Origin of the sequence: Oceanicola sp. 22II-s10i, from assembly GCF_002210105.1 — a bacterium.
GTDB lineage: Bacteria > Pseudomonadota > Alphaproteobacteria > Rhodobacterales > Rhodobacteraceae > Pseudooceanicola.
The window spans coordinates 378,801-403,741 of the sequence record NZ_AQQU01000001.1 but is presented as its reverse complement, the minus strand read 5'-3'; the positions used below and the strand labels follow the sequence as shown (position 1 = coordinate 403,741).

Annotated in this window: 22 protein-coding genes and 1 tRNA gene; 13 read left to right on the top strand and 10 right to left on the bottom strand. The window is 65.5% G+C overall.

The window, feature by feature from the left end:
- Window positions 1-4 precede the first annotated feature (4 nt).
- The 6 genes from ATO6_RS02080 to ATO6_RS02055 all read right to left on the bottom strand — a co-directional run bounded on the left by ATO6_RS02080 (window position 5) and on the right by ATO6_RS02055 (window position 5,839).
- Complete coding sequence (locus ATO6_RS02080) at window positions 5-802, bottom strand: MBL fold metallo-hydrolase (protein WP_088623368.1); 798 nt, start codon at window positions 800-802, stop codon at window positions 5-7.
- Window positions 802-1,605 carry a TatD family hydrolase gene (locus ATO6_RS02075; protein ID WP_088622281.1) on the bottom strand — a complete coding sequence of 268 codons (804 nt, stop codon included), beginning with the start codon at window positions 1,603-1,605 and terminating at the stop codon, window positions 802-804. The genes ATO6_RS02080 and ATO6_RS02075 overlap by 1 nt, the downstream gene beginning before the upstream one ends.
- A gap of 20 nt (window positions 1,606-1,625) precedes the next feature.
- Window positions 1,626-2,747 carry a DNA polymerase III subunit delta' gene (locus ATO6_RS02070; protein ID WP_088622280.1) on the bottom strand — a complete coding sequence of 374 codons (1,122 nt, stop codon included), beginning with the start codon at window positions 2,745-2,747 and terminating at the stop codon, window positions 1,626-1,628.
- 112 nt (window positions 2,748-2,859) lie between these two features.
- The gene (gene tmk / locus ATO6_RS02065) at window positions 2,860-3,519 is read right to left on the bottom strand and encodes a dTMP kinase (protein WP_088622279.1); all 660 of its coding nucleotides are present in this window, start codon (window positions 3,517-3,519) and stop codon (window positions 2,860-2,862) included.
- Window positions 3,516-4,697, bottom strand: coding sequence for a D-alanyl-D-alanine carboxypeptidase family protein (locus ATO6_RS02060; RefSeq protein WP_088623367.1), 1,182 nt, complete (start codon window positions 4,695-4,697; stop codon window positions 3,516-3,518). Before ATO6_RS02060 ends, tmk begins: the two co-directional genes overlap by 4 nt.
- 104 nt (window positions 4,698-4,801) lie before the next feature.
- Window positions 4,802-5,839: an SPOR domain-containing protein gene (locus ATO6_RS02055; RefSeq protein ID WP_088623366.1), complete on the bottom strand. Its 1,038-nt coding sequence runs from the start codon at window positions 5,837-5,839 to the stop codon at window positions 4,802-4,804.
- A gap of 353 nt (window positions 5,840-6,192) precedes the next feature.
- On the opposite strand from ATO6_RS02055, the gene ATO6_RS02050 reads away from it, so the two are divergent.
- Window positions 6,193-6,282: transfer RNA gene (locus ATO6_RS02050), tRNA-Ser, on the top strand.
- A gap of 801 nt (window positions 6,283-7,083) precedes the next feature.
- The gene (locus ATO6_RS02045; protein WP_141101917.1) at window positions 7,084-7,866 is read left to right on the top strand and encodes a hypothetical protein; all 783 of its coding nucleotides are present in this window, start codon (window positions 7,084-7,086) and stop codon (window positions 7,864-7,866) included.
- Between the two features lie 656 nt (window positions 7,867-8,522).
- On the opposite strand, the gene ATO6_RS02035 is transcribed toward ATO6_RS02045, so the two are convergent.
- A complete protein-coding gene (locus ATO6_RS02035) occupies window positions 8,523-9,410 on the bottom strand; it encodes a LysR family transcriptional regulator (RefSeq protein ID WP_088622276.1) in 888 nt (295 codons plus the stop codon).
- 143 nt (window positions 9,411-9,553) lie between these two features.
- Here ATO6_RS02035 and ATO6_RS02030 point away from each other — a divergent pair, with 143 nt between their 5' ends.
- The 9 genes from ATO6_RS02030 (at window position 9,554) to ATO6_RS01990 (ending at window position 20,004) form a co-directional block, all read left to right on the top strand.
- Window positions 9,554-10,453, top strand: coding sequence for a MaoC family dehydratase N-terminal domain-containing protein (locus ATO6_RS02030; RefSeq protein ID WP_088622275.1), 900 nt, complete (start codon window positions 9,554-9,556; stop codon window positions 10,451-10,453).
- The gene (locus ATO6_RS02025; protein ID WP_088622274.1) at window positions 10,450-11,346 is read left to right on the top strand and encodes a CoA ester lyase; all 897 of its coding nucleotides are present in this window, start codon (window positions 10,450-10,452) and stop codon (window positions 11,344-11,346) included. The genes ATO6_RS02030 and ATO6_RS02025 overlap by 4 nt, the downstream gene beginning before the upstream one ends.
- Entirely contained in the window at window positions 11,343-12,596 is a 1,254-nt protein-coding gene (locus tag ATO6_RS02020; protein ID WP_088622273.1) for a CaiB/BaiF CoA-transferase family protein, read from the top strand. Before ATO6_RS02025 ends, ATO6_RS02020 begins: the two co-directional genes overlap by 4 nt.
- Entirely contained in the window at window positions 12,589-13,353 is a 765-nt protein-coding gene (locus tag ATO6_RS02015; RefSeq protein ID WP_088622272.1) for an SDR family NAD(P)-dependent oxidoreductase, read from the top strand. The genes ATO6_RS02020 and ATO6_RS02015 overlap by 8 nt, the downstream gene beginning before the upstream one ends.
- 90 nt (window positions 13,354-13,443) lie before the next feature.
- Window positions 13,444-14,508, top strand: coding sequence for a C4-dicarboxylate ABC transporter substrate-binding protein (locus ATO6_RS02010; RefSeq protein ID WP_088622271.1), 1,065 nt, complete (start codon window positions 13,444-13,446; stop codon window positions 14,506-14,508).
- Between the two features lie 34 nt (window positions 14,509-14,542).
- Complete coding sequence (locus ATO6_RS02005) at window positions 14,543-15,229, top strand: TRAP transporter small permease subunit (protein ID WP_088622270.1); 687 nt, start codon at window positions 14,543-14,545, stop codon at window positions 15,227-15,229.
- A 2-nt stretch (window positions 15,230-15,231) separates the two neighbouring features.
- Window positions 15,232-16,608 (top strand): TRAP transporter large permease, encoded by a 1,377-nt coding sequence (locus tag ATO6_RS02000; protein ID WP_088622269.1) that lies wholly within the window; start codon window positions 15,232-15,234, stop codon window positions 16,606-16,608.
- 381 nt (window positions 16,609-16,989) lie between these two features.
- Window positions 16,990-18,444: an NAD-dependent succinate-semialdehyde dehydrogenase gene (locus ATO6_RS01995; RefSeq protein WP_088622268.1), complete on the top strand. Its 1,455-nt coding sequence runs from the start codon at window positions 16,990-16,992 to the stop codon at window positions 18,442-18,444.
- 171 nt (window positions 18,445-18,615) lie between these two features.
- Window positions 18,616-20,004, top strand: a complete 1,389-nt coding sequence (locus ATO6_RS01990) for a M20 family metallopeptidase (RefSeq protein WP_088622267.1) — start codon at window positions 18,616-18,618, stop codon at window positions 20,002-20,004.
- A 7-nt stretch (window positions 20,005-20,011) separates the two neighbouring features.
- Here the strand turns inward: ATO6_RS01990 and ATO6_RS01985 are convergent, their stop codons facing one another.
- The 3 genes from ATO6_RS01985 to ATO6_RS01975 all read right to left on the bottom strand — a co-directional run bounded on the left by ATO6_RS01985 (window position 20,012) and on the right by ATO6_RS01975 (window position 23,528).
- A complete protein-coding gene (locus tag ATO6_RS01985; RefSeq protein WP_088622266.1) occupies window positions 20,012-20,968 on the bottom strand; it encodes a DUF808 domain-containing protein in 957 nt (318 codons plus the stop codon).
- A gap of 104 nt (window positions 20,969-21,072) precedes the next feature.
- On the bottom strand, window positions 21,073-21,738 hold the full coding sequence (locus ATO6_RS01980; protein ID WP_088622265.1) for a DNA-3-methyladenine glycosylase I: 666 nt from the start codon (window positions 21,736-21,738) through the stop codon (window positions 21,073-21,075).
- A gap of 80 nt (window positions 21,739-21,818) precedes the next feature.
- A complete protein-coding gene (locus tag ATO6_RS01975) occupies window positions 21,819-23,528 on the bottom strand; it encodes a thiamine pyrophosphate-binding protein (protein WP_176440794.1) in 1,710 nt (569 codons plus the stop codon).
- Between the two features lie 314 nt (window positions 23,529-23,842).
- On the opposite strand from ATO6_RS01975, the gene ATO6_RS01970 reads away from it, so the two are divergent.
- Both ATO6_RS01970 and ATO6_RS01965 read left to right on the top strand, forming a co-directional pair.
- The gene (locus ATO6_RS01970; RefSeq protein WP_217898959.1) at window positions 23,843-24,235 is read left to right on the top strand and encodes a response regulator; all 393 of its coding nucleotides are present in this window, start codon (window positions 23,843-23,845) and stop codon (window positions 24,233-24,235) included.
- 167 nt (window positions 24,236-24,402) lie between these two features.
- Entirely contained in the window at window positions 24,403-24,882 is a 480-nt protein-coding gene (locus tag ATO6_RS01965; protein ID WP_369597058.1) for an NUDIX hydrolase, read from the top strand.
- Window positions 24,883-24,941 lie beyond the last annotated feature (59 nt).

Below are 24,941 nucleotides of genomic sequence, written 5' to 3'. Positions count from 1 at the left end.
GTGGTCAGACCGGGTATGTGATCGTCATGCCGTCATAGGCCGGCACGATGTGGTCGGGCGTTTCCGCCGCGACCGTCGCATAGTCCAGGTCGATGTGCATGTTGGTTAGGATGGCGCGCCGGGGCGCCGCGCGTTCGATCCATTCGAGCGACTGCGCGAGGTGCGAATGCGTCGGGTGCGGATCGCGGCGCAGGGCGTCGAGGATCCAGCAGTCGAGGCCCTTGACCGCCTCCCAGGCCTCGTCGTTCATCTTGGCCACGTCGGGCAGGTAGGCGAGGTCGCCGATCCGGAAGCCGAGCGCGTCGATGGAACCGTGGTTGACCTTGAACGGCTCGAACACGATGTCGCCGCCCGCGCCGTGGATCGTCACCGGCCCGTCGATTGTGTGCATGTTCAGGATCGGCGGATAGGGCGAGCCCTCGGGTTGCACGAAGGCATAGCCGAAGCGCGAGAAGAGGTCGTTCTGGGTGTCGCCGTCGGCCCAGACATGGAGCCTCTTGCGCATGTTGAAGACGATCATCCTCAGATCGTCCAGCCCGTGCACGTGGTCGGCATGGGCGTGGGTCCAGATCACCGCGTCCAGCTTGCCGACGCCGGCGTCGAGCAGTTGCTCTCTCATGTCCGGCCCGGTGTCGATCAGCACCGTGGTCTTGCCCTCGTCGCCCTCGCGCTCGACCAGCATGGAACAGCGGCGGCGGCGGTTGCGGGGTTCGTTCGGGTCGCACTGGCCCCAGTGTCCGCCGAGGCGGGGCACGCCGCCCGAGGACCCGGTGCCGAGCAGGGTGAAACGCAGCTCTCCCATCAGGCGGCGGCCCTCCACTCTGCGGCCTTCCGGAACAGGCGGTCGAAATTGGCCTGCGTGGCGGCGGCGAAGTCCTCGTAGGGGATGCCCATCGTCTCGGCCCCTTTGCGGGCGGTATGCGCGGTATAGGCCGGCTCGTTCCGCTTGCCCCGGTGGGGCGGCGGCGCGAGGTAGGGGCTGTCGGTTTCCACGAGGATGCGATCAAGCGGCGCGGCGGCGAAGATGTCGCGCACCTCGGTCGATTTGGGGAAAGCCGCGATACCGGACATCGACAGGTAGAAGCCGAGGTCGAGCGCGGCCCGCGCCAGTTCGGGACCTGAGGAGAAACAGTGCATCACACAGGAATACGCGCCGTTGCGGTGTTCCTCGGTCAGGATGCGGGCCATGTCCGCGTCCGCGTCGCGGGCGTGGATGATCAGCGGCAGGCCGGTGTCCCGCGCGGCCGCGATATGGGTGCGCAGGTGCGCCTGCTGCGCCTCGGCGCCCTCGGGGGTGTAGTGATAGTCGAGCCCGGTTTCGCCGATACCCACGAACTTGGGGTGCCTGGCCAGCGCGATCAGCGTGTCGGCCTCGATCTGGGGCGTCTCGTGGGCGCGCATCGGGTGGATGCCGGCGGCGTAGAAGACCGGCGCGAACCGCTCCGCGATGGCGCGGACGTTCGGTTCCTGGTCGAGACGGGTGCAGATCGTCACCATGCGGCTGACGCCCGCCTCGAGCGCGCGCGCGACGATGGCGTCATGCTCTCCGTCGAAGTCGGGAAAGTCGAGGTGACAGTGGCTGTCGGTGATCTGGGGCGTGGTCATATGCGGGGGATCGGGCGGGGTCAGGCCGCCGCCGTTTTCTGGAGTCTGAAGAGGGTATCGAGGATCAGCGCGGCAGGGTCAAGGTTGACCGCCCGGCCGTGCCGCGTGCGGCCGCCGATCTCGGCCGCCGTCTCGGCCCATCTGCGCGCGGAACGGGCATCGGGGGCGAGACGCATCAGCAGGTCGAACTCGCCCGGCGCGGCCTCGGTGCCCGGCGGCTGGCCGAGCGCGCCGGTCAGGGCGAGGCGGGACAGGAACAGATCGGTCAGCCCGTGGATCAGGTCGCGCCGGTCCTCCGCGCCGCGCCCCGTGGCGCTGTCGGCCAGGCGGATCGCCGCGGCGCGGTCGAGGCGGGGCAGGGCGGAGAAAGTCTGGATCAGCTCGGCATAGAGCTTGGGCCCGCCGAGCAGCGACAGCCGCACCGCCTCGCCCGCCGAGCCGCCGGAGAGCGCCGAGAGCGCCTCGACCGGGCCCTCGACCTCGACTCCGGACTGGGCCAGCACGGTCTCCAGATCGGCGCGGCCCAGCGGGGCGAGGCGCAGCTCGCGGCAGCGCGACCGGATGGTCGGCAGCAGTGCCGAGGGCTGGTGCGCGACCATCAGGATCGTGGTGCGCGCGGGCGGCTCTTCGAGGATCTTCAGGATCGCGTTGGCGGCGTTCACGTTCAGCTCGTCCGCCGAGTCGACGATCACCACGCGCCGCCCGCCATCGGCGGACGACAGGGCGAAGAAGCCCTTCATCTTGCGCGCTTCCTCGACGGTGATCTCCTGCCGCAGCCGCTTGGCCTTGTCGTCCCACGGGCGGCGCAGGACGAAGAGACCCTGCTCGGCGCCCGACCGCATCCGTCGCGCGACCGGGTGCTCCGGGTCGATGTTCAGACTTTCGACCGGTGGCGGCGCACCGAAAAGCCCGCCCCCGTCATCCGGCGGCGTCGCCAGCAGGAACCGCGCGATGGCCCAGGCCAGCGTCGCCTTGCCGGTGCCCTTGGGGCCGGTGATCAGCCATGCGTGATGCAGGTGGCCCGAGTTGAAGGCCTCGAGAAACGCCGCCTGCGCGGCATCCTGCCCGACGATCCGCACCGAGTCCCGCGGGTGTGGGGCGCCGTCGATCCGGTCCGGTTCTGGAAGCTGTTCGTCGCTCATCGAAATCTCCGGCGCGACCCTACGCGCGCACGCCACGGAACGAAACCCCTGCCAACAGAACCGATCGCGCCGCCTTTCGGCGTCACTCGCGGGTCCCCTGCTTCTTCTGGTTTCAAATACTTCGGGGGTCCGGGGGCAGAGCCCCCGGCGGCGCCGCCAGCGCAGCCGTCACCGTTTCTAGCACATCTGCAGCGACCACTTCCACGTCGCGCGCCCCGTCGATCACGCGAAACCGCGCGGGAAACTCATCGGCCAGCCCGAGAAACGCCGCCCGCATCCGCTCCTGCAAACCGGCGCCAAAGCTCTCGAACCGCTCTTCGGTGCCCTGCCGGCCGAGCGCGCGGCTCAGACCCGTCGCCGGGTCCATGTCGATCAGCACCGTCAGGTCCGGCTCGCGCCCGATCATCAGCGCATGCAGCCGGTCGACCGCGTCGCGCAGGTCCCCTCGCGACACGCCCTGATAGACGCGGGTGGAATCGGCGAAGCGGTCGCAGATCACCACCTTGCCCGCCGTCAGCGCGGGCAGGATCGTGCGCTCCAGGTGATCGCGGCGGGCGGCGGTGAACAGCAGGCATTCCGTCTCGGCCGACCAGCGGTCGGGATCGCCCTCAAGCACCAGCCGCCGGATCTCCTCGGCCCCCGGCGACCCACCGGGTTCGCGGGTCAGCACCACGTCCCGGCCCTGCGCGGCAAGCGCGTCGCGCAGCAATCGCGCCTGGGTGGACTTGCCCGATCCGTCGATGCCTTCGAAGGAAACGAAAAGCCCGCTCAAGAGGCCGCCTCGGGCCCTTCGTTCAGCCGTTTCGCGATATGCCGGGCGGCGCTGCGCAGCTTGACCATGAACCCGCCCCGCGCCACCGCCTCGGCGGCGACCAGCGGCACGCTCATCTCGGGCAGGCCTTCGGGCCGGATGATCAGGCGGCCGACCTCGGCACCCGCGGCGACCGGCGCCTCCAGCGGGCCGTCATAGACCGCCTCGGCCTCCAGTTTTCCGTCCGACAGCACCGGCAGCAGCGCGGTCACGTCGCGCGCGGCGGTCAGCGCCACCTCGGTCTTGTCGCCCATGACCACCTGCGCGGTGGCAATCACGTCGCCCTGTTTCGTCACGGCCTTCTCCGCGAACTGGCGAAAGGACCAGTTCACGATCGAGCGTGCCTCCTCGGCGCGGGCTTCCTGCGTGTCGAGCCCGGTCATCGCGAAGACGACGCGCCGGTCACCCTGCTTGGCCGATCCGACCAGGCCATAGCCCGCTTCGGTCGTATGCCCTGTCTTGAGCCCGTCCGCGCCGATCCCGAGTCCCAGGAGCGGGTTGCGGTTGCTCACGTTCTGGGGCGCACGGCCGTCGAACTCGAACTTCTGCTCCGCGAAAAGCGGGTAGAACTCCGGGAAATCGACGATGATATGCGTCGCCAGCAAAGCGAGGTCGCGCATCGACATCCGGTGACCGGGCGCCGGCCAGCCATTGGAGTTCATGAAGGTCGAATTGGTCATCCCCATCTGCTGCGCCCGCTGGGTCATGTAGCGGGCAAAGCCGGATTCGGTGCCGTCGGGGCTCAGCGCCTCGGCGATGACGGCGCAGGCGTCGTTGCCCGACAGCACGATGATCCCGCGCAGCAGGTCCTCGACCCGGACGTTGTCGGTCGTGTCGAGGAACATCGTCGAGCCGCCGTAGCTCATCGCGTGGCGCGACACCGGCAGGCGTTCGTCCAGCGTCAGCCGCCCGTCGCGCAGTGCCTCGAAGGCGACGTAGAGCGTCATCAGCTTGGACATCGAGGCGGGCGGCAGCGGCTCGTCGGCGTTCTTGTTCAGCAGCACCGTGCGCGTCGTGACGTCGATCACGTAGGCGGCGCGCGCCTTGGTATCGAAGGCGGCGGCGGGCAGGGCAGTGAGGGCGAGGCACGCGAGGGCCGCGACGAGCCGCAGCCCGGCGGTGGTCCGCCGGGCTGCCATACTCGCACGACTGTCGCGGCGTGCAGCGATCTGGGTCATCGGTGTCTCCGTCTGGCCGGGGCCAAGTGCGGCCCCGAAGTCCCGGCCATTCTGACCGGCGGCGATCAGTTTGTCACGGCATAGGCGTCGGTAAAGCCCTGCGCCTTCACTTTCCTGAGAAGCTCACCCTGTTCGGAGGTCGAGGTCGCCGGGCCGATCAGCACCCGCCAGAAGGTTTTGCCCTTCGTGGTCTGTTTGCGGACCGTCGGGATCATGCCTTGCTGGCGCATCGCGGTGGCCGTGTTGGTGGCGTTCTGTTCGACGCTGAAGATGCCGATCTGCAGATACGGCTTGGCCAGCCCGCTCTTGGCCTGCGGACGCGGTGCGGGGACCGACGCCTTCTGCACCGTCGCCGCGGGCGCGGATGCAGCGGCCTGAGCGGCAGGCGCCAGCGGAGCGGTCGCCACGGCGCCCGGCGCCATGGCGGTCAGCGCGACCTCGTTGTCACCCTGCGGCTGCATCTGCGCCTCGGGGGCGGATTTCTTGTTCCCGCCAAAGAGCTTCTGGAAGAAGCCCTGCTTCTTCTCGGGCTCCGGCGCAGGCTCCGCCATGGCCATGGCGGTCTGGGTTTCGGCCGCGGAGGAGGCTGCGGGTGCCGCTGCGGCGGTCTTCGTTTCGGCGGTGGCCGGTTTGCCCTCGGCCTTGTCGATGGCCGATGCGGCGGAAGCGATCGGGTCGAGCGTCTGTTCCTCGACGCCTTCAGCCGGCGGCAGGGACGAGGTCATCGCCTCGGGCGGCTGCTGCACCTCTTCGCGGCGCAGCGCGGTGACGTTCAGGTTCTGCGGGGCGCCCGCAAGGATCCCGAGCGCGGCGGCGGCATCCGACGAGACCTGGAGTCGCGGGCCGGGGTTGTCGCGTTCGCGACGGAACAGCGCGCCGATCACGAACTTGTCGTTGGCGGTGTTGCGGATCAGGACCCGCTCGGGTTCCTTGACGTCGGGATGCGCGACCCAGACGCCGCCCAGCGACGGCCGTCCGTCCCAGAGCCCGGCCTCGGTCACCTGGAACACGTCCGGCGCCTCGACGTCCCGCTCGATCAGCCGCGTCGCGCGCCGCGTCGCGACGTCGTCGCTTGCCTCGGCCGGCTTGTCGGCCTGGAACATCGGAAAGGAACCGCCCTCGACGCAGGCCGAAAGCCCGGTCACCAGAGCGAGAGCGGTCAGGCCACGCAGCCCCCGCGATGTGCCGACGCGCACGGCGCCGCCTTCCAGCGATTTCACTTGCATCATGCCTTGCCCTTTGCCTGCGCGCGGTCTGTTGCCGCTTGTGTGCCGGTCTGTCCGGCGCTGCCGATAGGTCGCCCCTTGGGGGCTTGTTTTGCCGCACTTTAGCGTTTTGCCGTTCACATGGGAAGAGGGCCGTTCCATCCTGCCGGTTCCCACGCCGGTGCGTTGCCCCGATGCACAGCCGACGCATCTTTCCGAATCACAACGCGCACCTTATGCGGGACCGGCCCGGAGGAGTGGCAGAGTGGTCGATTGCAACGGTCTTGAAAACCGTCGTGCGTGAAAGCGTACCGTGGGTTCGAATCCCACCTCCTCCGCCACGGCGCATGTGGTTAATTTTCATAGGTAAATTGCGCTGGCATGAGATTTCAGCTCTGGCCGACTACACACCCAAACCAGGCCTTTCGTCCTCTTGATATCGCTCGGACATCTGGTCCGACCTTCCGTCGTATTTTTTACAGCCATGGGCCGCGTAATTGCTGAGTGAGAGTTGACCTAAGTTCCTGCGGCTTGTCCCAGTACCATTCGCAGTACGCCGCCCACCTCGAACGCTCCATCGGCTCCATGCCCTGCCAACGGACGCCGTTGTCCCAAGCAATGCTGATGTCCAGGCGCTGCCGTTCGATAGCTTCACCGCACTCGGATTCGATCCCGGAGACGTGCCGCTCGAAAAAGTCGAATACGGTGTGATCGCCATCGGTGGTGCATACAAGGGCGGCTTTCCGCCAGCGGTCTCGACCACCGTTTGACAGGCTCAGGTGGTCGGCGCTTCAAGTCGAGAAGAACGGCAAGTCTATCGCCCGTGACCTCGACCTCCGGGCCTCCGCCGACGACGTCACGCCGGACTTCTGGCGACCGGGAAGAACCCGGATCAGGCGTCCCAACGCTGGAGGCAGTGCATGCGAACCCCGAACGTGGACCCCTCATCTGGGGGAGGCGGTCGAAGTCTGGATATGCAACCTTACAACAGACCTTCGGATTGCGGCTCACTTCGGATGACCCGTCTGTGGGCCAATGAACATGGATAACTCAGCGTCTTACCTACAATGCCGGATCGACAGGCCAAGCCCTTTACGAACGCAATCAGAGACTCGAGGACCCACAGGCGAAGATGCTCGAATGTGGCGGCCACGGCAGTCGCGGTCGCCATGGCTTCGCCTGCATGCGCCTGGGACACATCTGAACCCACGGCTGTATGGGGCAAAATTTCGGACGCCCTCTCGCGTTCCCTGGTGGAAGGGACACCCCCCGGCGAGCTGGAACGAATCGTCAGTAATACGATGACGAGCCATCGCCTGATGGTCGGAGACACCTTGTATCGCGGCTTGAAATCGAAAGGTGCTCTCTTGAACATTGCCCTGTCGGACACCGCAGAGTTCATTCGATATGTCCTCGAATTTTCCGCTTCGGCAGATTTTGCTTTGCCCGCTTTTCGAGGCAGCCTGACAAATTGCACGGAAGCGAGCGCTCAGGATTGCTCGCGCCTGCAGCTTGTCGCCCGGTCCGATTTCACGTTGGGCGTTGCGGGCTGCCTGTGCGAAGGCCCGGCGCGCGAGGGAAGATGGGCCGGCAGTGACGCCGTCTTTCTTGGGTGCTGGACAGGCCGGCTGGCCGGCTACATGAATTTCATTCTGGTGTATGACGACCCGGACGGGTCCATTTCGCGGTTCATCACGCAAAACCGGGCATCTGCCAATGGCGCCCTCTGTGCGCCCGCCTCCGCGACCGAGACATACCCGGATCTTCTGAAACGGAGGGCTGCTGCCTCGCGGAGCTCAGTGCAGGCGGACTTTGACGTGGAAGCCTGGCCAGTCGCGGTGAGCGCAGGTCTTCAGGATTGGGACCATTTGATACAAAGCCTGGAAGAACTTGACGAAAGCACCGCATATGCACCGCTCCGATAGGGCATTGGCCACGATATCGCAGGCGCTACCCCTTGCAGCCCTGGCGGTCTGGGGAGCCTCGGCATCGGCGTCCTCCGTGGATCTGCGGGCGTGCAGGCTGACCAGCCTGACGTTCCATAACGCAGCCGGGACCCACAGCTTCAGGGTGACGGAGTTCGGTCAGGAGCGTTTCTTTGCGTGCAATGACACGAACGCGCGGAGCGCGACCGATCGAGGGAACTGCCGGGGGCCTTTCGGTCGGCAGGTTCTCAAAGGTGAGTTCGCGGATTCGACCACAGGGTCGTCGCGCCCTGTCTTCGCCCAGTACTGGACCCTGCTGGCACTTCCATGTTGCGGTTGGGAGGTCTCGGAAGAGATCGACTTTGACGACACAGGGGTCGAGTGGCTCCCCAGAGAAGAAATTCCGCGCCTTGGAACGCAGCCATATGTCTCGATCAAAGGGATCAAGGAGAGCAGCGCGTTTGCGGACGAGATGTTCCCGCTGGAATGCAATGGTGACCCTTGAATGCGGACATGGCTCTTTATTCTCGGAGTGCCGCATTGTCATGACCATCACCTTTTGCCGCTCTGCGAGACCCGGCAGCCATGCTGGCGCAGGCTCTCCCGATCGCACTTAATACAGTTCCCTCCAGACCCTGACGCAGGGCTCCCGCCTGCTACCCGCGCAGGCGGTTGACGATCAGCCGGTGAAGCGTGCTGGCCGGCGACGACAGCGGAATACCGCGTCGACGCAGGGTTCCGATACGCCGTTCGATCGTCGGTGCCCGCAGCCTGACTGTCCGGACCTGCGCCGGAAGAATTTGCGCGACCGAGGCCGGAACGATGGCAATGCCGAGGCCCGCGGCCGCCAGTGGCACGGCGGTGGCGAGATGTTGCACCTCGTAGTGCCAGTGCAGGTCGATGTCCCAGGAACTGAGGGACGTGTCGATCAGACTGCGCGTGCCGCTGGCCGTCCCGATGGAGACAAGCCGCCGTCCCTGCAGGTCATGCCAAGAGATTTCGCCCTGTTCCGCCACGGGATCGTGTTCCGACACAAGCGCGACAATGGGTTCTGAATAGAGCGGGTGCATGCTCAGGTCATCGTGCTGTGCGCCGATGAAGCTGACGGCAAATTCAATGCGGCCCGACCTTACGAGATCCTGCATTGCACTGGCGGAAAGGTCGAATACCTGAACGCCGCAGGCTTCCTGCTCGGCGAAAGCGCCGAGGACGTCGGGAAGCAGATGCACCGCAATGGTGGGGAGACAGCCAATTGCGACGGCGCGCTCTCCAAACCGTTCCTCGTCACGGATTTCAGACAACGCGTCTCCGAGATCGGACATGAGCTTCTGCGCGCGCAGCAGAAACCTCGATCCGGCGGCTGTCAGGGTAACCGTTCGCGTCGTGCGCAGGAAAAGCACGGTGCCGAGGCCGTCTTCGAGTTTCCGCACGCGACGCCCTACCGCGGTCGGCGAGAGGTTCAAGCGGTTCGCCGCGGCCTGGAAGCTGCCCTGTTCCGCCACGGCGACGAAAGCCCGAACTCCGGCAACATCCACATTGTCCATCGGAAACCTCGCCCATCACCGCGCAAATTCGCCCGGATCATTATCGCGTATGACGCAGCAATTGCGCAATACTATGCACTTAAAGTTATAACCAGTTCCGTGAATATTGGCCCGGCACCTTTGGATGCGCGGGAGGACAGAGCTTGACTGAAGAACTGCAGGACGCAGGCCAGCTGATGGAAAAATCCATCGGCCGGACGGAACAGGCCCGTGATCGCGTATCGCTGGAGCAGGTGCGGCGTCTCGCGACGATCCTTGATTTTGATCCCGGTCTGTTTTCCGACGGTGATGTCCTGCCTTTGGGATGGCATGTCGTCCTGTTTCCTCCCATGGCCGCCATCGGCAGTCTGGGACGGGACGGTCACCCGCCAAAAGGCAGTTTTCTTCCCGATCTTGGTTTGCCGCGCCGGATGTTCGCGGGCCGCAGAGTGGAATTTCATGCGCCGTTGCGGATCGGCGAAACGACCGAACGCCACTCGCGTATTGCCGACGTGTCCTTTCGCGAAGGCCGGACAGGACATATGGCCTTCGTGACGATCACGCACGATCTGGTGGGCGCTGGCGGTTCAAGCCTGACCGAGACCCAGACAGTGGTCTATCGCGAGGCCGCAACGAAGGGAAAAGCAGCCCCCGAGAAAGCCGCCGGAAAGCAGACGTCGTCACAGCAACAGGAGCAGCCGGAATTCAAAGTTCATCAGGTTGTGACACCGTCGCCCATGCATCTCTTTCGTTACTCGGCCGTGACCTTCAATGCGCACCGCATTCACTACGATGCGCCCTATGCGAGAGAGGTTGAGGGCTATCCCGGTCTGGTGGTGAACGGGGGTCTTACGGTCTTGTGGCTGACCGAACTCGCCAAGACGCTTCGCAACGGTCCTGTCGCATCCGCGGAATTCTCGAACCGCAAGGCCCTGCACGTCGACCGGCCCATCCGGCTGGAGTCGCGCCCGGCGCCCGGCGATCCGCGCACCATTGATGTCCGGGCGGTGGATGACACCGGGGCCACGGCGACCGAAGGCCGTCTGACCTGGGCAAGCGAATGACACTGCGCGTTGCATCCATGGACGCCGCAAGTTGGCGCGCTCTGCTCTACGTTCCGGCGCATGTTGATCGGTTCGTGACCAAGGCAGCGGCAACATCGGCCGACGCGATTATTCTGGACCTGGAGGATGCCGTTCCGTCCGACCGCAAGGACGAGGCTCGCACCCGACTTGCAGACGCGATCCCATCGCTGAAGGCTGTCGAAAAGGATGTCCTGGTCCGCGTGAATCCGGGTCTGGCACGGGTCGCCGATGATGTAACCGCAGCGATCCGGGCAGGGGCCGACGCGATCATGCTGCCCAAGGCCGACGGCGCCTCTCAGCTGCGGCTTGTCGACGAGTTGATGGCCGAGGTCGAGGTCGAATGCGGCCGGTCGGGCGTCACCCTCGTGCTGCTGATCGAAACGCTTGAGGGGCTGGACCGCGTCGACGCGATTCTGAATGCCAGCCACCGGATCGTCGCGGCGGCCTTGGGCGCGGAAGACATTTCGGCGCGGATCATGGCACAACCGACCGAGGAGGCGCTTCTCTGGCCCCGTCAACAGGTGGTCTACGCCTGCGCCCGTGCCGGTGTCGTGCCCCTGGGCCTTTTGGGCAGCATGGCCTCCGTGAGTGAGGCCGCGCAGATGCGCGATATGGCGGCCCGCGCGCGTGGCTTCGGATTGTGGGGGGCAACCTGCATCCATCCCGATCAGGTCGATCCGCTTCGCGCGGGTTTCATGCCGGACCGGTCCGAATTGATGCGGGCGGACCGCATGGTGCGGGCGTTCGAAACGGCCCAGGCCGAAGGACGCGGTTCGGTGATGGTGGACGGCCAGATGGTCGATCTGCCGGTGGCGGAGCGCGCGCGAGCGATCATCGCCCGAACGGATATGGATTTGGGAGATTTCAGATGACAAGCGACGCACAGACGGCCGAAAGCCCGCTTGCCGGAGTAAAGGTGCTCGATCTGACGTCGGTGGTTGTCGGGCCTGTCGCCACCCAGGTCCTGGCGGAACAGGGCGCGCAGGTCATCAAGATCGAACCGCCCGACGGGGACCTGCTGCGCCGGCTTGGCGGGCAATCGCGGTCCGGGCAGCTGTCACCGAAGTTCCTGCAGCTGAACCGCAACAAGCGATCCCTTGCCGTGGACCTGCGTACGCAAAAGGGTCAGGCGATCGTGAGGAAACTGATCGCCGACAGCGATGTCATGGTGACCAACATGCGTGACCGGGCGCTGACGAAACTGGGTTTGACCTTCGAGGATGCCAAGGCGCTGAACCCGTGGATCGTGCATTGCAGCCTGACCGGTTTCGGCCGCGGCGGCGCCTACGCCGAACGCCCTGCCTACGACACCATCATCCAGGGCGCGGCCGGTGTCGTCGGCGCGAACCACCGGCTTACCGGCGAAGCGCGGTTCGTGCCGATGGTCCTCGCCGATCACGTGGTCGGGCTGATCGCGGTGCAGATGATCCTGCTGGCACTGCGCGCCGCCGAACGGTCCGGGACAGCCCAATCGGTCGAGGTGCCGATGTACGAAAGCATGGCGAATTTCGTGCTGCAGGAACACATGGGGCAGAAGGCCTTTCGTCCCGAGCGGGGCGAAACGGGTGACACGCGGGTCCTCGACCGCAATTCCCGGCCCGCGGCAACCGCGGACGGCTTCATCTGCGTGTCCGCCAACACCGACAAACAGGCCTTTGCCTTCTTCGACCTGATCGGACGACCGGAATTGCGGAACGATCCGCGGTTCGAAAGCGTCGCCGCGCGCTTTCATAACGTCGAGGCGTATTTCGGCCTGCGCAACGAAGCGCTCAGGCAACGGAAAACGGCCGAGTGGTTGACCCTTCTCGACAAGGCGGACATTCCGGCCTTCCCGGTAAAGTCATTCGACGACCTGCTGGAGGACCGGCACCTTGCGGAGGTCGGTTTGTTCGAGTCCCTCGAGTATCCGGACGAGGGCGAGGTGCTGCACATGCGTCCGCCCGCCCGCATCGCGGGGGCCAGCCCTCCGGACCGTGCCCATGCGCCGATGCTCGGGGAACATAGCCGCGGCATCCTGTCGGACATGGGGTTCGGCGACGGGGAGGTCGAGGCGCTGATTGCAGAGGGCATCGTCGTCGAGACGTGCCCCGGAAAAACGAGGCAGGAGAGCCCCGATGAGTGAACCGATCTTCAAGGGCCGGACGGCCATCGTCACCGGTGCGGCCGAAGGCATTGGCCGCGCCATCGCCACGCATCTTGCAGAGTGCGGCGCGAATGTCGTGATCGCGGACAGGCAGGACCCGACCCCGACCGCCGAGGCCCTGAAGGCCCGCGGACTGTCAGCCATTCCGGTCAGCGTCGATGTCGCTGATCCGGAGCAGGTCCGTGCCATGGTCGATGCCGGGATCGCGGCGTTCGGCGAGGTGTCGATCCTCGTCAACAACGCCGGGATCTTCAGCAGCCTGCTGCCAAAGCCTTCGGAGGAGATCCCGCTGGAAGAGTGGGAGCGGGTGATGGCGGTGAACGTAACCGGTGTCTTCCTGTGTTGCACGGCCGTCCTGCCTTCGATGCGCAGGGCAGGGGGCGGCAGCATCGTCAACATCGGGTCGGGAACCGTGTTCAAGGGCACGCCGCTCAAGCTGCACTACGTGACCAGCAAGGCGGCGATCCTCGGCCTGACACGGTCGCTGGCGAAGGAAGTCGGCAAGGACCGCATCCGCGTGAATTCGGTAGCACCGGGCTACACCCTCAGCGACGGCATGCTGCGCAACGAGCATGAAGTTGCGCGAACGCGCGACAAGACGATCGCCGAACGCGCGCTGCCGCGGGACATCTTTCCCGCAGACATCGTCGGCGCCGTTTCGATGCTGGCCTCGGATGCCAGTGAAGCCATCACCGGACAGACGCTGGTGGTGGATGGCGGGGTCGTCATGCACTGACCCCAACCGATCCGGTGGACATGGAGGTGACCGGGCAGACCGGTCCGCGGGTGCTCGCCGACAACACACATGACAAAGGGAGTGACACATATGAATTTCGGAACCAAACGCGGCAAAGGTGCGCCGCGCATCGGACTGGCTGCAGGCATCGCACTTGCGCTCGCTGCGCCGGGGACCGCGTCCGCCGCCGAGGTCGACGGGCCGGCGGTCTTCTGGAAGTGGTCGACCTGGACCACGTCCTCGGCTTTCACGGCGGGCGTGGAATACATGGCCGAACAGCTGGCCGAGAAAACGGACGGCAAGTTCCAGCTGCGGATATTCTACAGCGAGCAATTGGCGAAGGCGCGCGAAAACCTCGACGGGCTCAAGAACAACGCCTTTGAAGGGGCGATGTTCTGCAACTTCTACAATCCCGGCCGCACGCCCGCCTACACGGTCTTTTCTCTGCCGTTCATCGACCTTGCAGGCTTCGACGTTTCCTACCACGCCCGCAACGGGCTGGCGCAGCATCCGGTGCTGCTGGAAGAACTCGCCGCCTGGAACGCGATGCCTTACGCCTCGGTCAATGCGCCGATGTACGAATTCATGGGTGTCGGCGAAGCCCCGACGACGTTGGAAGGCTGGGAAGGTCTGCGGCTCCGTGCGGGCGGCGGCATCGGCGAAGCGATGGAAATTCTGGGCGCGCGGCGGCAGACCGTCCCCGCATCGGAGGCCTATACACTGATGCAGCGCGGCGGCGTTGACGGGGTTGCCCTGCCTTTCACATATGCCTTTGAAACCTACCAGATCGCGGAACTGGGTGACTGGTTCACATCGAACCTGGGGGCGGGCACGTCGGAATGCCCGATGGTCATCAACAAGACTGCGTACGAGGCCCTGCCGCCCCAGTACCAGGAGCTGCTGATGAGCCTTCGCGAAGGCGCCTCGCGGGCGATCTACGAGCAATACCAGACGGCGGACGATCGGCTGCTTCCGGAATTCCGGGATGCGATGCAGGAGATCGTCTATGACGACGCGACGCTGGCGGAGTTCCAGCGGGTCGCCGGGCAACCCGTCTGGGACGCTTGGGTCGAGGCCAACAAGGACAAGTTCGACGCACAGGGTGTGCTGGACGAACTGCAGGCTCTGATCGCAGAGGCAAAGGCCGGACAATGACCGGGGCGATCCGGCATACGAGGATGATGGCGTCGTGACCGGCGCCATCACCACTTCCGCCCCGGACGATGGCTTCGGACTTGTTCTGTGGCGGCTGGACGGCTTGCTTGTTCGGGTCGAGCGGGTGCTGACCCAGGGGGCCGCCGTCGCGATCTGCATATTGATGGCCGTCGGCACCATCCAGGTGTTCATGCGTTCGCGCTATCTCTTCAACGCGCCGATCTTTGGCTACATCGACATGATCGAGCTGGTGATGCCGATCATCGCGGTCCTTGGCGTGTCCTATTGCCAGCGCGAGGGAACGCATATCCGCATGGATATCCTGATGACCCGCCTTACCGGGCGGACGCTTCAGGTGATGGAACTCATCGGGGCGTTGATCACGCTGGTGATCGTGATCCTGCTGGCGCGGTTCTCGTGGGTGTTCTTCCATGACAGCTGGATGAGCGGCGGCACCTCTGCGGATGCAAACCTGCCAATCTGGCCATCCAAACTGCTGGTTCCGATAGCCCTGGGCTTGCTTGCCCTTCGGTTGACCCTGCAATCGGCGGGGCACCTTCGACTGGTCCTCGATCCCTCGCTCGAACCCGTCGCCGTGATACCCGAAGCCTCCGCCGAGGATCTGGCGCAGTCCGAGATCCGGGAGGTGATGGGCAATGCCGATGAGACGACGCCGGACACAACCGGCCACACAAGAACAGACACCTCGGACAGGACCTGACCATGATCATCGGCATTGGCTATTCCAACCCGATCCTTGTCGGGATCATTGCCATCATCCTGCTCTTCGGCCTCGCGCTGATAGGTGTGCGGGTGGCCTACGCGGCGGCGATCGCCGGGTTTCTGGGCCTCGTGGAACTTATCGGTTTCTGGCCCGGCGCGACGACGGCCGGATCGATACCCTATTCCAAGAGCTCGCTCTACTCACTGTCGGTGCTGCCTTCATTCATTCTGATCGGCTTTCTGGCATACCACGCGGGCATGACGGCCAGCCTGTTCGACGCGGGCCGAAAGTGGCTGGGCTGGATTCCGGGAGGCCTGGCCATCGCAACGGTGTTCGCGCAGGCGGGCTTTGCGGCGGTCTCGGGCGCTTCGACGGCAACGGCCGCTGTCTTCAGCCGTATCGCCATCCCGGAAATGCTGAGCAATGGCTACAACCGCCGGCTGGCGGCCGGGGTCGTTGCCGCGGGCGGCACGCTGGCGACATTGATCCCGCCATCGGCCATCCTCGTGATTTACGCATTGGTGGTCGAGGAATCCGTGGGCGCGCTGCTGCTTGCAGGCTTTCTGCCGGGCCTCGTCACGGCGCTGATCTACGCGGCGATCATCTATGTCTGGGCGCTGGCCAACCCCGGAGCCGCACCTGCGGTGCGTGGCTTCACCTGGTCCCAGAGAATGCGCTCGGTGCCCGGCGTTCTGCCCATCGTCGCCGTGGCGGGCATCATCATTTCGTCGGTTTACGCCGGCTGGGCGACGCTCACCGAGGCCGGCGCACTTGGCGCCTTCCTGGTGCTGGCGCTCGCCATTGTGCAGGGCATGCGGTTCGGCGCCTTCAAGGACGCCTTGATGGAATCGGCCCGGCTTACGGTGATGATCTTCACACTGGTCTGGGGGATCTACATCTTCGTGGTGTTCCTGAACTTCTCGGGCGTGCCGCAGGCGTTCTCCGCATGGCTCGCCGGGTTGCCGATCCATCCCTATCTCGTCCTCCTGATGATCCTGCTGGGCTATTCCATCCTGGGAATGTTCATGGATGCCATCGGTATGCTGTTGGTGACGCTTCCGATCTTCTACCCTGCGGTCATGGCACTGAACGGTGGCGCCGGCGCGACGCCCGAGACATCGCCATTCGGACTGACCGAACAGCAGGCGTCGATCTGGTTCGGCATAATCGTCGTGAAGATGGCCGAAGTCTGCCTGATCACTCCACCTATCGGCCTGAATTGCTTCGTCGTCAGCGGGGTGCGTCCGGATATCTCGCTCGGCGAGGTCTTTCGGGGGGTGGCCATCTTCTTCGTGGCCGACGTCATCACGATCGCGGTGCTGGTCTTCTTTCCCGAGATCACTCTCTTTCTGCCCGATCTGCTGAATGGTCGCTAGCGACGCGGGGGCGTTCGGGACGCGATGCCAAAGCGTCCGCCAAACCTCGGCCCGAGGCGACTTCTCCCGGCCGGGATGGATTGGCGGACGGGAGGGAAAAAAGGAACATCGGCAGTGAAATCTGACAAACCGGCCAAAGGTTCCGCGCAGTCCGCAACCGGGATGACATCCCGGTTGGACCTGCCACCACATGTCCAACTCGTGCTGTCCGGCACTGCACATTCGGCCGGTCCGACAAGCATTGCCTTCGTCCGGTCTTCGACCGGATCGCGCCGATGCACGGCGCTTGGATGACCACGGAATAACCAGACAGATCAGACGGAACGCGGGTTCCTGACCCTGCAGGATCTGCTGTCCGCCAGACCAAAAGGAGTGACCAACATGAACAACCGCAACGAGGCACGCGCACGATATCCCGAGGCCGGTCAGATCATCGCGGGAGAATGGGTTCCCGCAGGCGACAGGCAAACCGGAACCGTGATGGACCCGACGACCGGCACGCCGCTTGGCGTTTATGCCATCGCAAGCGAAGCCGATATCAGCACCGCGCTGGCGGCCACCGAGGCTGGTTTCCGGCGGTGGAGCGCGATGTCCGCCCATGCCCGCGGTCGTATCCTGCACGACGTCGCCAGGACCATGCGCGCCCGTCGCGAAGACCTTGCCATGCTGGTGACCCTGGAGCTGGGCAAGCCCTGGGCCGAATCCATCGCCGAGGTCGAACAGGCCGCCGGCATGTGGGAATGGGCAGCCGAAGAGGGCAAGCGCGCATACGGCCGGATCATTCCGGCCCGCGAGGACGGCGGACGCCAGCTGGTCCTGATCGAGCCTCTGGGTCCGGTGGCGGCGTTCGGGTCGTGGAATGCGCCCCTGATCACCCCGTCGCGTAAGATGGCCGGGGCGCTCGGTGCGGGGTGCTCGATCGTGCTGAAGGCATCCGAGGAAGTGCCGGCCTGCGCGCTGGCCATCGGTCGGATCGCGCTCGAATGTGGTCTTCCCGAAGGTGCGCTGTCGATCCTGACCGGCGATGCCGTGCAGATCTCCGACCGGCTGATGGATGCGCCACAGATCAGGGGCATCAGCTTCACCGGCTCGACGCGTATCGGAAAGATGCTCGCGGCGCGGGCGGTCGGACAGATGAAGCGGCCGATCATGGAACTGGGCGGCCACGCGCCGGTGCTGATCTTTGACGATGTGGACGTCGAGGCGCTGGCAAAGACGGCCCTCGCAGCCAAGTTCCGCAACGCTGGTCAGATCTGCATCTGTCCCACGCGGTTCCTCGTTCAGCGACCGATATATGCAGACTTCACCGCGGCATTGACCGAACTGGCGAAGGCGCATCCGGTCGGGGACGGGTTCGACGACGGCGTCAAGATGGGTCCGGTCGTCGATCCGCGCCGGATCGCGGCAATGGACGAATTCATCGTGGATGCCAAATCCCGCGGACTGAGGATCACGACCGGTGGCGGGCAGGTCCAGCGCGACGGCAATTTCTACGCCCCGACCGTGATCGCCGACGTCCCGCCGGATGCGATGATCTCCAATGTCGAACCCTTTGGTCCTATCGCCGCTGTCGCGCCGTTCGATACATACGAGGACGCGATTGCCGAGGCCAACCGCCTTCCGTTCGCGCTGGCCGCCTATGTGCATTCCGAAAATGTCCATACGATCAACCGCGCCCTGAATGATGTGCAGTCCGGCAGCGTCATCTGCAATGGATGGCGGGTTTCGCTGCCCGAGACGCCGTTCGGTGGCATGAAGGACAGCGGGATATTCCAGGAAGGCGGCATCGAAGGTCTTCGCGCGTTCCAGAACGTCAAGTATGGCTATATCGCCTGACAATGGTCCGAGCGCCGTTCTTCGCCTGGCGCTCTCTACGTGTCCCGGACAGTGTGCGGGTGCAGGCTTTTTGCTCTGTCGCCCCCCGCCGGGATTTGCCAACCTGTAACCGGGACGAACCCGGTTCCCCCTGCCGAAGTCTCGGCCGGGCGGCAGGAAAGGCAGGACAGGATGACCCGCGACGACGCAATCGCACATGCCACCGCGTATTTCGAGGCGGGGACGTTCCAGTCCGACCTCGCCCGGCTGGTGACCTTCCGCAGCGAGAGCCAGAACCCCGCGCCCGAGGCGCGCGCGGAATCGCTCCGGTATCTGCAGGAGGCGATGCGCCCGCGGCTCGAGGCGCTCGGCTTCACCTGCGAGATCATCGACAATCCCGATCCCAAGGGTGGCGCCCTGCTGCTCGGCGAGCGGCACGAGGGCGACGGGCTGCCCGTCATCCTGACCTATGGACACGGCGACACCGTGCGGGGTCAGGACGACATGTGGCGCGAAGGGCTGGAACCCTGGGTGCTGACCGAGGAGGACGACCGGCTCTATGGCCGAGGCTCTGCTGACAACAAGTCGCAGCATCTGATCAACATCGCCGCGCTCGAGGCGGTTCTGGCCGCGCGTGGCAGCTTGGGGTTCAACACCCGCATCGTCATCGAGATGAGCGAGGAGGTCGGCTCGGTCGGTCTGCCCGAGGTGTTCCGCGCCCACAGGGACCGGCTGACCGCGGACGTGCTGATCGCCTCGGACGGGCCGCGCCTGCAGCCCGAGGTGCCGACGATGTTCATGGGGTCGCGCGGAGGGACGACTTTCGACCTGATCGTCGAGACGCACGATGGCGCACATCACTCCGGCAACTGGGGCGGTCTGCTGGCCGATCCGGCGATGATCCTCGCGCATGCGCTTGCCTGCATCACCGATGTGCGCGGTCAGATCAAGGTGCCCGAATGGCGCCCCAACAGCCTGACCAACAGCGTGCGCGAGGCACTGCACGGCCTGCCGGTGACGGGGGGCGAGGGGCCCGCGGTCGATCCCGATTGGGGCGAGGAAAGCCTGACCCCGGCGGAACGGGTCTTCGGCTGGAACAGCTTCACGATCCTCGCAATGGTGTCGGGCGTGCCCGAGGCGCCGGTGAACGCGATTTCGGGCTGGGCGCGGGCGACCTGCCAGTTGCGCTACGTGGTCGGCACCGAGCCCGAGGACATCGTGCCGGCGCTCAGGCGGCATCTGGACGCGCACAGGTTCGAGCGGGTGCAGATCCGGCTGCACGACCGGGGTTTCTTCGGCGCGACACGGCTGGATCCCGATCATCCCTGGGCGAAATTCGTGGGCGACTCCATCCGCCGGACGGCGGGGCAGGTGCATGTCCTGCCGAACCTCGCCGGGTCGCTGCCCAACGACAGCTTCACGGACATACTGAACGTGCCGACGATCTGGGTGCCGCACTCCTATCGCGGCTGTTCGCAGCACGCGCCGAACGAACACGTGCTCAAGCCGCTCTGCCGCGATGCGCTGCGGGTGATGGCCGGGGTGTTCTGGGACGTGGGCGAGATCGGCGCGCCGGGCTGATCGCCGGTCAGTGCTGTCCCGCCGGAGCGCTGCGCCAGCGGATCAGCGCCATCGCGGCGGTCAGCACGCCCCCGATTGCCAGCGCCGCGATGCCGGACAGCGCGGTCACGACCAGCCATTCGACCGCCGGTCCGATGGCGGGCACCGCATGGGCCGCTGCTTCGGCGGTGTGTTCGATCCAGTGCTCGGGCGCGTCGTAGCCGTATTGCGCCAGCCCGTGGATCAGCAGGCTGCCCCCGACCCAGAGCATCGCCAGTGTGCCGACGACGGTCAGCAGCTTCAGGAACGGCGGCACGCCAAGCACGATCCAGCGCCCGATCTGCCCGAGGAACCGGCCCGCGTGGCGCTTGGCCAGCGCGATCCCGAAATCGTCCGCCCGCACAATCAGCGCGACCACGCCGTAGACGCCGATGGTGAAGATCACCGCGATGGCGAGCATGACCCCGATCCGGGTCACCATGGGGATGTCGGCCACCTGAGACAGGGTCAGGACCATGATTTCCGACGACAGGATGAAATCCGTGCGGATCGCCGATTTGACCGTCTCGTTCTCGATCGCCTCGGGCGTTCGGGGGTCCTGTTCCGCCGAGGGCCCGTGATGGTCGATCACGCCCACCATCTCGAGGAATTTCTCGGCCCCCTCGAAGGCGAGATAAAGCCCCCCCAGCATCAGCAGGGGGGTGATGATCCATGGGGCATAGGCGCTCAGCAACAAGGCGGCGGGGGTGATGATGACCACCTTGTTGAACATCGACCACTTGGCGATACGGAAAATCGTGGGGATTTCGCGCTTGGGATTGATCCCGGTCACGTATTTCGGCGTCACCGCCGCATCGTCGATCACGAGGCCAAGCGACTTGGTGCTCGCCTTGAGCGACTGCGCCGCGACATCATCGAGCGAGGCGGCCGCCATTTTCGTCAGGGCCGCGATGTCGTCCAGAAATGCCAGAATGCCGTAGCTCATGTCGCCCTGCGAATAACCTCGTCCCGGATCAAAATAGGCAAATCGAAGCGGACTGCCAGTCACAGGGGCAGATCTTTGCACCTGCAGCGTCCGTTATCGCCCGGTCACACCGAATAGGCCAGCACCCGGCTGATCTCGGTCATGCTGCGGCCCGATTGTCCGACCCAGGTGTCGAACGCCGCCTGAACGGCCTTCATGTCGCGCGCCGAACTCGGCGGCTTGTCGACCACCCCTTCGGCCACCAGCCGGGCCGAGACGTCCTGCGACAGGATGAAACTGTCCAGCCCCATACTGCGCAGTGCCCGTTGGCCGGTGTTCCCGCCAAGCCGCGACCCGCGTTTCTGCAGCATTGCCAGCAGGCCGATGTAATCAGTGCGCGGCCAGTCGGCGAAGGCTTTCGACGCGCTCCCGTGTTCGGCGGCCAGTTCGGTCAGCAGGCGGGCGTTGTCGATCACCGAGGCGATCTTGGCGCCGTTCCGGACGATGCCCTTGTCGGCCAGCAGGCGGTCCATGTGCTCGTCGTGGTAATGGGCGACGCGGACCGGGTCGAACCCGTCGAAGGCCGTTTCGAACCCCGGCCACTTGTTGTCGATGACCGTCCAGTTGAACCCCGCCTGAAAGATCGCCTTGGCGAAGGCCGACAGCCAGCGGTCGTCCGGGATCACCGCGATTTCCTCTGTCGGCTTCGGCTTGCTCAGCAACGCCTCGAGCTCGGCATCGCCGCCCTTCCGGTCGGCCGCGATCCGGTAGATCTCGTCGAAACTCCGCATCGGTTCCTCCCTGCGCGGCCCGCCTGTCACGGCTGAGCCTAGGCGCGGGACACGGTCCGCGTCCAGCGGTCTCGATGCGGTCAGAGGTCGGCCTGCATCTCCAGAAACGACTGCCCCTCGAACGAGATCGCGACGTCGATCACGCTGGGCCGGCCCGAGGCGATGGCGGCGGTCAGCGCCGACTGCAGGTCGGCGGGGTCCTCGACCCGCCACGCCTCGCATCCCATGCCCGCCGCGATGGCGGCATAGTCGAAATCCCCCAGCACGGTGGTGAAATCGCCGCGCAGCTTGCGCGACCAGCCGAGCGAGCCGTTGTTGAACACGATGACGGTGATCGGGATATTTTCGCTGATCGCCGTCAGCAGGCCGTTCATCGTCATCCCGAACCCGCCGTCGCCGCAGACCGCGACAACCGGGCTGTCCGGGAATACCAGCTTGGCCGACAGGGCGGCGGGGATGGCGTAGCCCATCGGACCCGCGCCGCCCGCCATGATGAAGCGTCCGGGCTGCCGGGTCTGGTAGAGGCTCATCAGGAAGATGCGGTTCTCGCCCGCGTCGGCGGTGACGACCACGTCATTGGGCAGCGAGCGCATCATCTCGCCGATCACCCGCTGCGGTATGATCTCCTCCGTATCCGTCCAGTATTTCGGGGAATCGAAGTGCCCGTGCCTGTCGCGCAGCGCCTTCAGCCGCGCCTCGGTCGCAGGACCCCGGTCCGGCGGGTTCGACGCGGCCATCAGCTGGGCCAGCACGTCCTTGGCATCCCCGACGAGCGCGTGCTGGACCGGCTGGGTCCACCCGGCGTTCCGGGCGTCGATGTCGATCTGCACGATGGTCTGCCGCTCCGGGTCCAGCAGCTTGTAGGTCCCGCCGAGGAAATCGGTCGAGCCGAGCTTGGAGCCGACGACGACGACGCAATCCGCATCCGCAAGGCAGAAGCTGGCGGCGGGCGCGCCGAACCGGCCGCACACGCCGAGGGCAAGGGGGTGGGTTTCCTCCAGCATCCCCTTGCCGTTCTGCGAGGACACGACGGGGATCTGCTCGGCCTCGGCATATTTGCGCAGCATGTCGAAGGCGCCCGACAGGCGCACCCCGCCCCCCGCCACGATGACCGGGCGCTCGGAGGCCGCAATGGCCGAGACGGCGGCGCGGATCGCCTCGGGATCGGCGGCGGTGTTGGGTTTCTGCAGGTAGTACTTCGTGGAATAGAGCCGTGGCTCGGACGCGGGCGACACGGTGCCGGTCATCGCCTGGCCGCCGAAGATCAACGCCACCGGGCCGGGCTGGCCGTCCGTCGCATGCTTGATCGCCAGCTGCGCGCCGTGCACCATCTCGGCGGGTTCGAGGACCGAGAAGACCTGCTTGGTCACGCCCTTGAAGCTCAGCGCCGCGTCCCATCCGCCATGATGCCCGCGCCCCGACTGGTAGGCCCCGTGCAGGACCGCACCGGGCTTGTCGCTGAAATCGACGAGGATCAGCATCGGTGTCGCGGACAGGTGCGCCTCCAGCACGCCGACGAGGCCGTAGCCCAGCACCCACGCGCCCTGTCCGATGGTGACGCCCGGCTTGCCGGTCAGGCGGCCATAGACCTCGGCCATGACGCCGGACAGGGATTCCTGCCGGACCAGAACCGTGCGGATGCGATCGGTGTGGTTGCCGAGGTGTTTGAAGAAGGTCCCCGTATGCCCGCCGGAGACGCCGAAGACGAACTCGATCCCGGCCTCCTCCAGCACCCGAACCAGTGCCTCGCCTGCCGGGGTGTCCTCGGTCACGAGAAGATCGACTGCCATTGGGGGCCTCCTGCGCTGAGATTTCACCAGCCTGCGGCAGGGGCGCCGTGGGGCATAGATCACGGGCTGAAATGACACAAATGGCGCAGGGCCTGGCCGCGATCCGGGCGCGCGGGACGTGAGGCGCGGATGCAACGGGGGGCGCGACATAATGGCAAAGTTTCGCCTAGATGGAACGAATCCGGCGGTTCGGGCATTGACTGAGCGGACGAGGGATGGGGCAGATGCCCTGTCCTGCGTCCTTGTCCGTTTTGCAGCCCTCTAAGAACCGGGCCGTACCGGGCGGTCGAATGAATGCAGGATGTATCTGAACCATGAGCCTTAACCCCGAACCTGAGGTCAGTCCGAAAGCCCGGATCATGGTCTGCGAGGATGAATTCATCGTCGCGCTCGATCTGCAGCTGCTGATCGAGGAATTCGGGTACGAGGTGATCGGTCCCTTCGCCTCGGTCGAAAAGGCGATCGAGATGATCGAGGTCATCCGCCCCGACGGTGCCGTGCTGGACGTGCGGCTGCAGGACGGAGAGGTGTTCCCGCTGGCCGACAAGCTTGCCGAACTGGGCGTGCCGCTGGTGTTCCACTCGGGGCATGTCAACGCAGACGAGATACGCGCCAAGTATCCCGATGCCGCCTGCTGCCAGAAACCCGTGAACACGCGGCAGCTGGAGCTTGAGCTGAAGCGCCTTCCCGGCGAACGGCTGGTGTGACGGACTGCACGCGGAAGGGCAATATCTATGGTTTGTGGGCCACGGCGCCGCTAAATCGGCGTGCAAACGTTGGTTTCACGCGAGTTTGACCTACATAACGGGTATTGAGTGTCACGCTGCGGCAGCATCCCTGTGCTAAGGGGACTCCGGGGCGGGACGCGACGCATTTGACCATCAAGAGCATGTTCGACTATCTCAAGACCACATGGACAGACTACATCCAGCCGATGATGCGCCGCCCGCGCCGGCTTCAGGTGGCTGCCCTGTGTTTCCGCAGGACCGGCGAGGAGGGATGTCAGATCCTGCTGATCACCAGCCGCGGGACGGGGCGGTGGATCATCCCCAAGGGCTGGCCGATCACCGGGCGCGACGCGCCGGGATCCGCGATGCAGGAAGCCTGGGAAGAGGCCGGGTTGCTGCGTGGGCGGGTGGAACAGGAACCAGTCGGATCCTACTTCTACGACAAGACCTACAACTCGGGTTTCGCCCTGCCGGTGGAAACCCTCGTCTATGCCGTCGAGGTCGGGGAACTGGCCGACAGCTTTCCCGAAGCCAGCCAGCGCGACCGCGCATGGTTCACCCCGGCCGAGGCCGCCGAGCGGGTGAATGAACCGGATCTCAAGACCATTCTGCGCAATTTCTCCTGAATAGGAGCGGGTGCGCCCGAGACGGACGGTTGCGCCAATGTGACCGATCCCCTAAGGAC

Bases quoted from the DNA above. Each gene is read 5' to 3' on its own strand.
- ATO6_RS02080 (WP_088623368.1), bottom strand. From the start codon at position 802: ATGGGAGAGCTGCGTTTCACCCTGCTCGGCACCGGGTCCTCGGGCGGC.
- ATO6_RS02075 (WP_088622281.1), bottom strand. From the start codon at position 1,605: ATGACCACGCCCCAGATCACCGACAGCCACTGTCACCTCGACTTTCCC.
- ATO6_RS02070 (WP_088622280.1), bottom strand. From the start codon at position 2,747: ATGAGCGACGAACAGCTTCCAGAACCGGACCGGATCGACGGCGCCCCA.
- ATO6_RS02060 (WP_088623367.1), bottom strand. From the start codon at position 4,697: ATGGCAGCCCGGCGGACCACCGCCGGGCTGCGGCTCGTCGCGGCCCTC.
- ATO6_RS02055 (WP_088623366.1), bottom strand. From the start codon at position 5,839: ATGTTCCAGGCCGACAAGCCGGCCGAGGCAAGCGACGACGTCGCGACG.
- ATO6_RS02035 (WP_088622276.1), bottom strand. From the start codon at position 9,410: ATGGACAATGTGGATGTTGCCGGAGTTCGGGCTTTCGTCGCCGTGGCG.
- ATO6_RS02025 (WP_088622274.1), top strand. From the start codon at position 10,450: ATGACACTGCGCGTTGCATCCATGGACGCCGCAAGTTGGCGCGCTCTG.
- ATO6_RS02020 (WP_088622273.1), top strand. From the start codon at position 11,343: ATGACAAGCGACGCACAGACGGCCGAAAGCCCGCTTGCCGGAGTAAAG.
- ATO6_RS02015 (WP_088622272.1), top strand. From the start codon at position 12,589: ATGAGTGAACCGATCTTCAAGGGCCGGACGGCCATCGTCACCGGTGCG.
- ATO6_RS02010 (WP_088622271.1), top strand. From the start codon at position 13,444: ATGAATTTCGGAACCAAACGCGGCAAAGGTGCGCCGCGCATCGGACTG.
- ATO6_RS02000 (WP_088622269.1), top strand. From the start codon at position 15,232: ATGATCATCGGCATTGGCTATTCCAACCCGATCCTTGTCGGGATCATT.
- ATO6_RS01995 (WP_088622268.1), top strand. From the start codon at position 16,990: ATGAACAACCGCAACGAGGCACGCGCACGATATCCCGAGGCCGGTCAG.
- ATO6_RS01990 (WP_088622267.1), top strand. From the start codon at position 18,616: ATGACCCGCGACGACGCAATCGCACATGCCACCGCGTATTTCGAGGCG.
- ATO6_RS01985 (WP_088622266.1), bottom strand. From the start codon at position 20,968: ATGAGCTACGGCATTCTGGCATTTCTGGACGACATCGCGGCCCTGACG.
- ATO6_RS01980 (WP_088622265.1), bottom strand. From the start codon at position 21,738: ATGCGGAGTTTCGACGAGATCTACCGGATCGCGGCCGACCGGAAGGGC.
- ATO6_RS01975 (WP_176440794.1), bottom strand. From the start codon at position 23,528: ATGGCAGTCGATCTTCTCGTGACCGAGGACACCCCGGCAGGCGAGGCA.
- ATO6_RS01970 (WP_217898959.1), top strand. From the start codon at position 23,843: ATGAGCCTTAACCCCGAACCTGAGGTCAGTCCGAAAGCCCGGATCATG.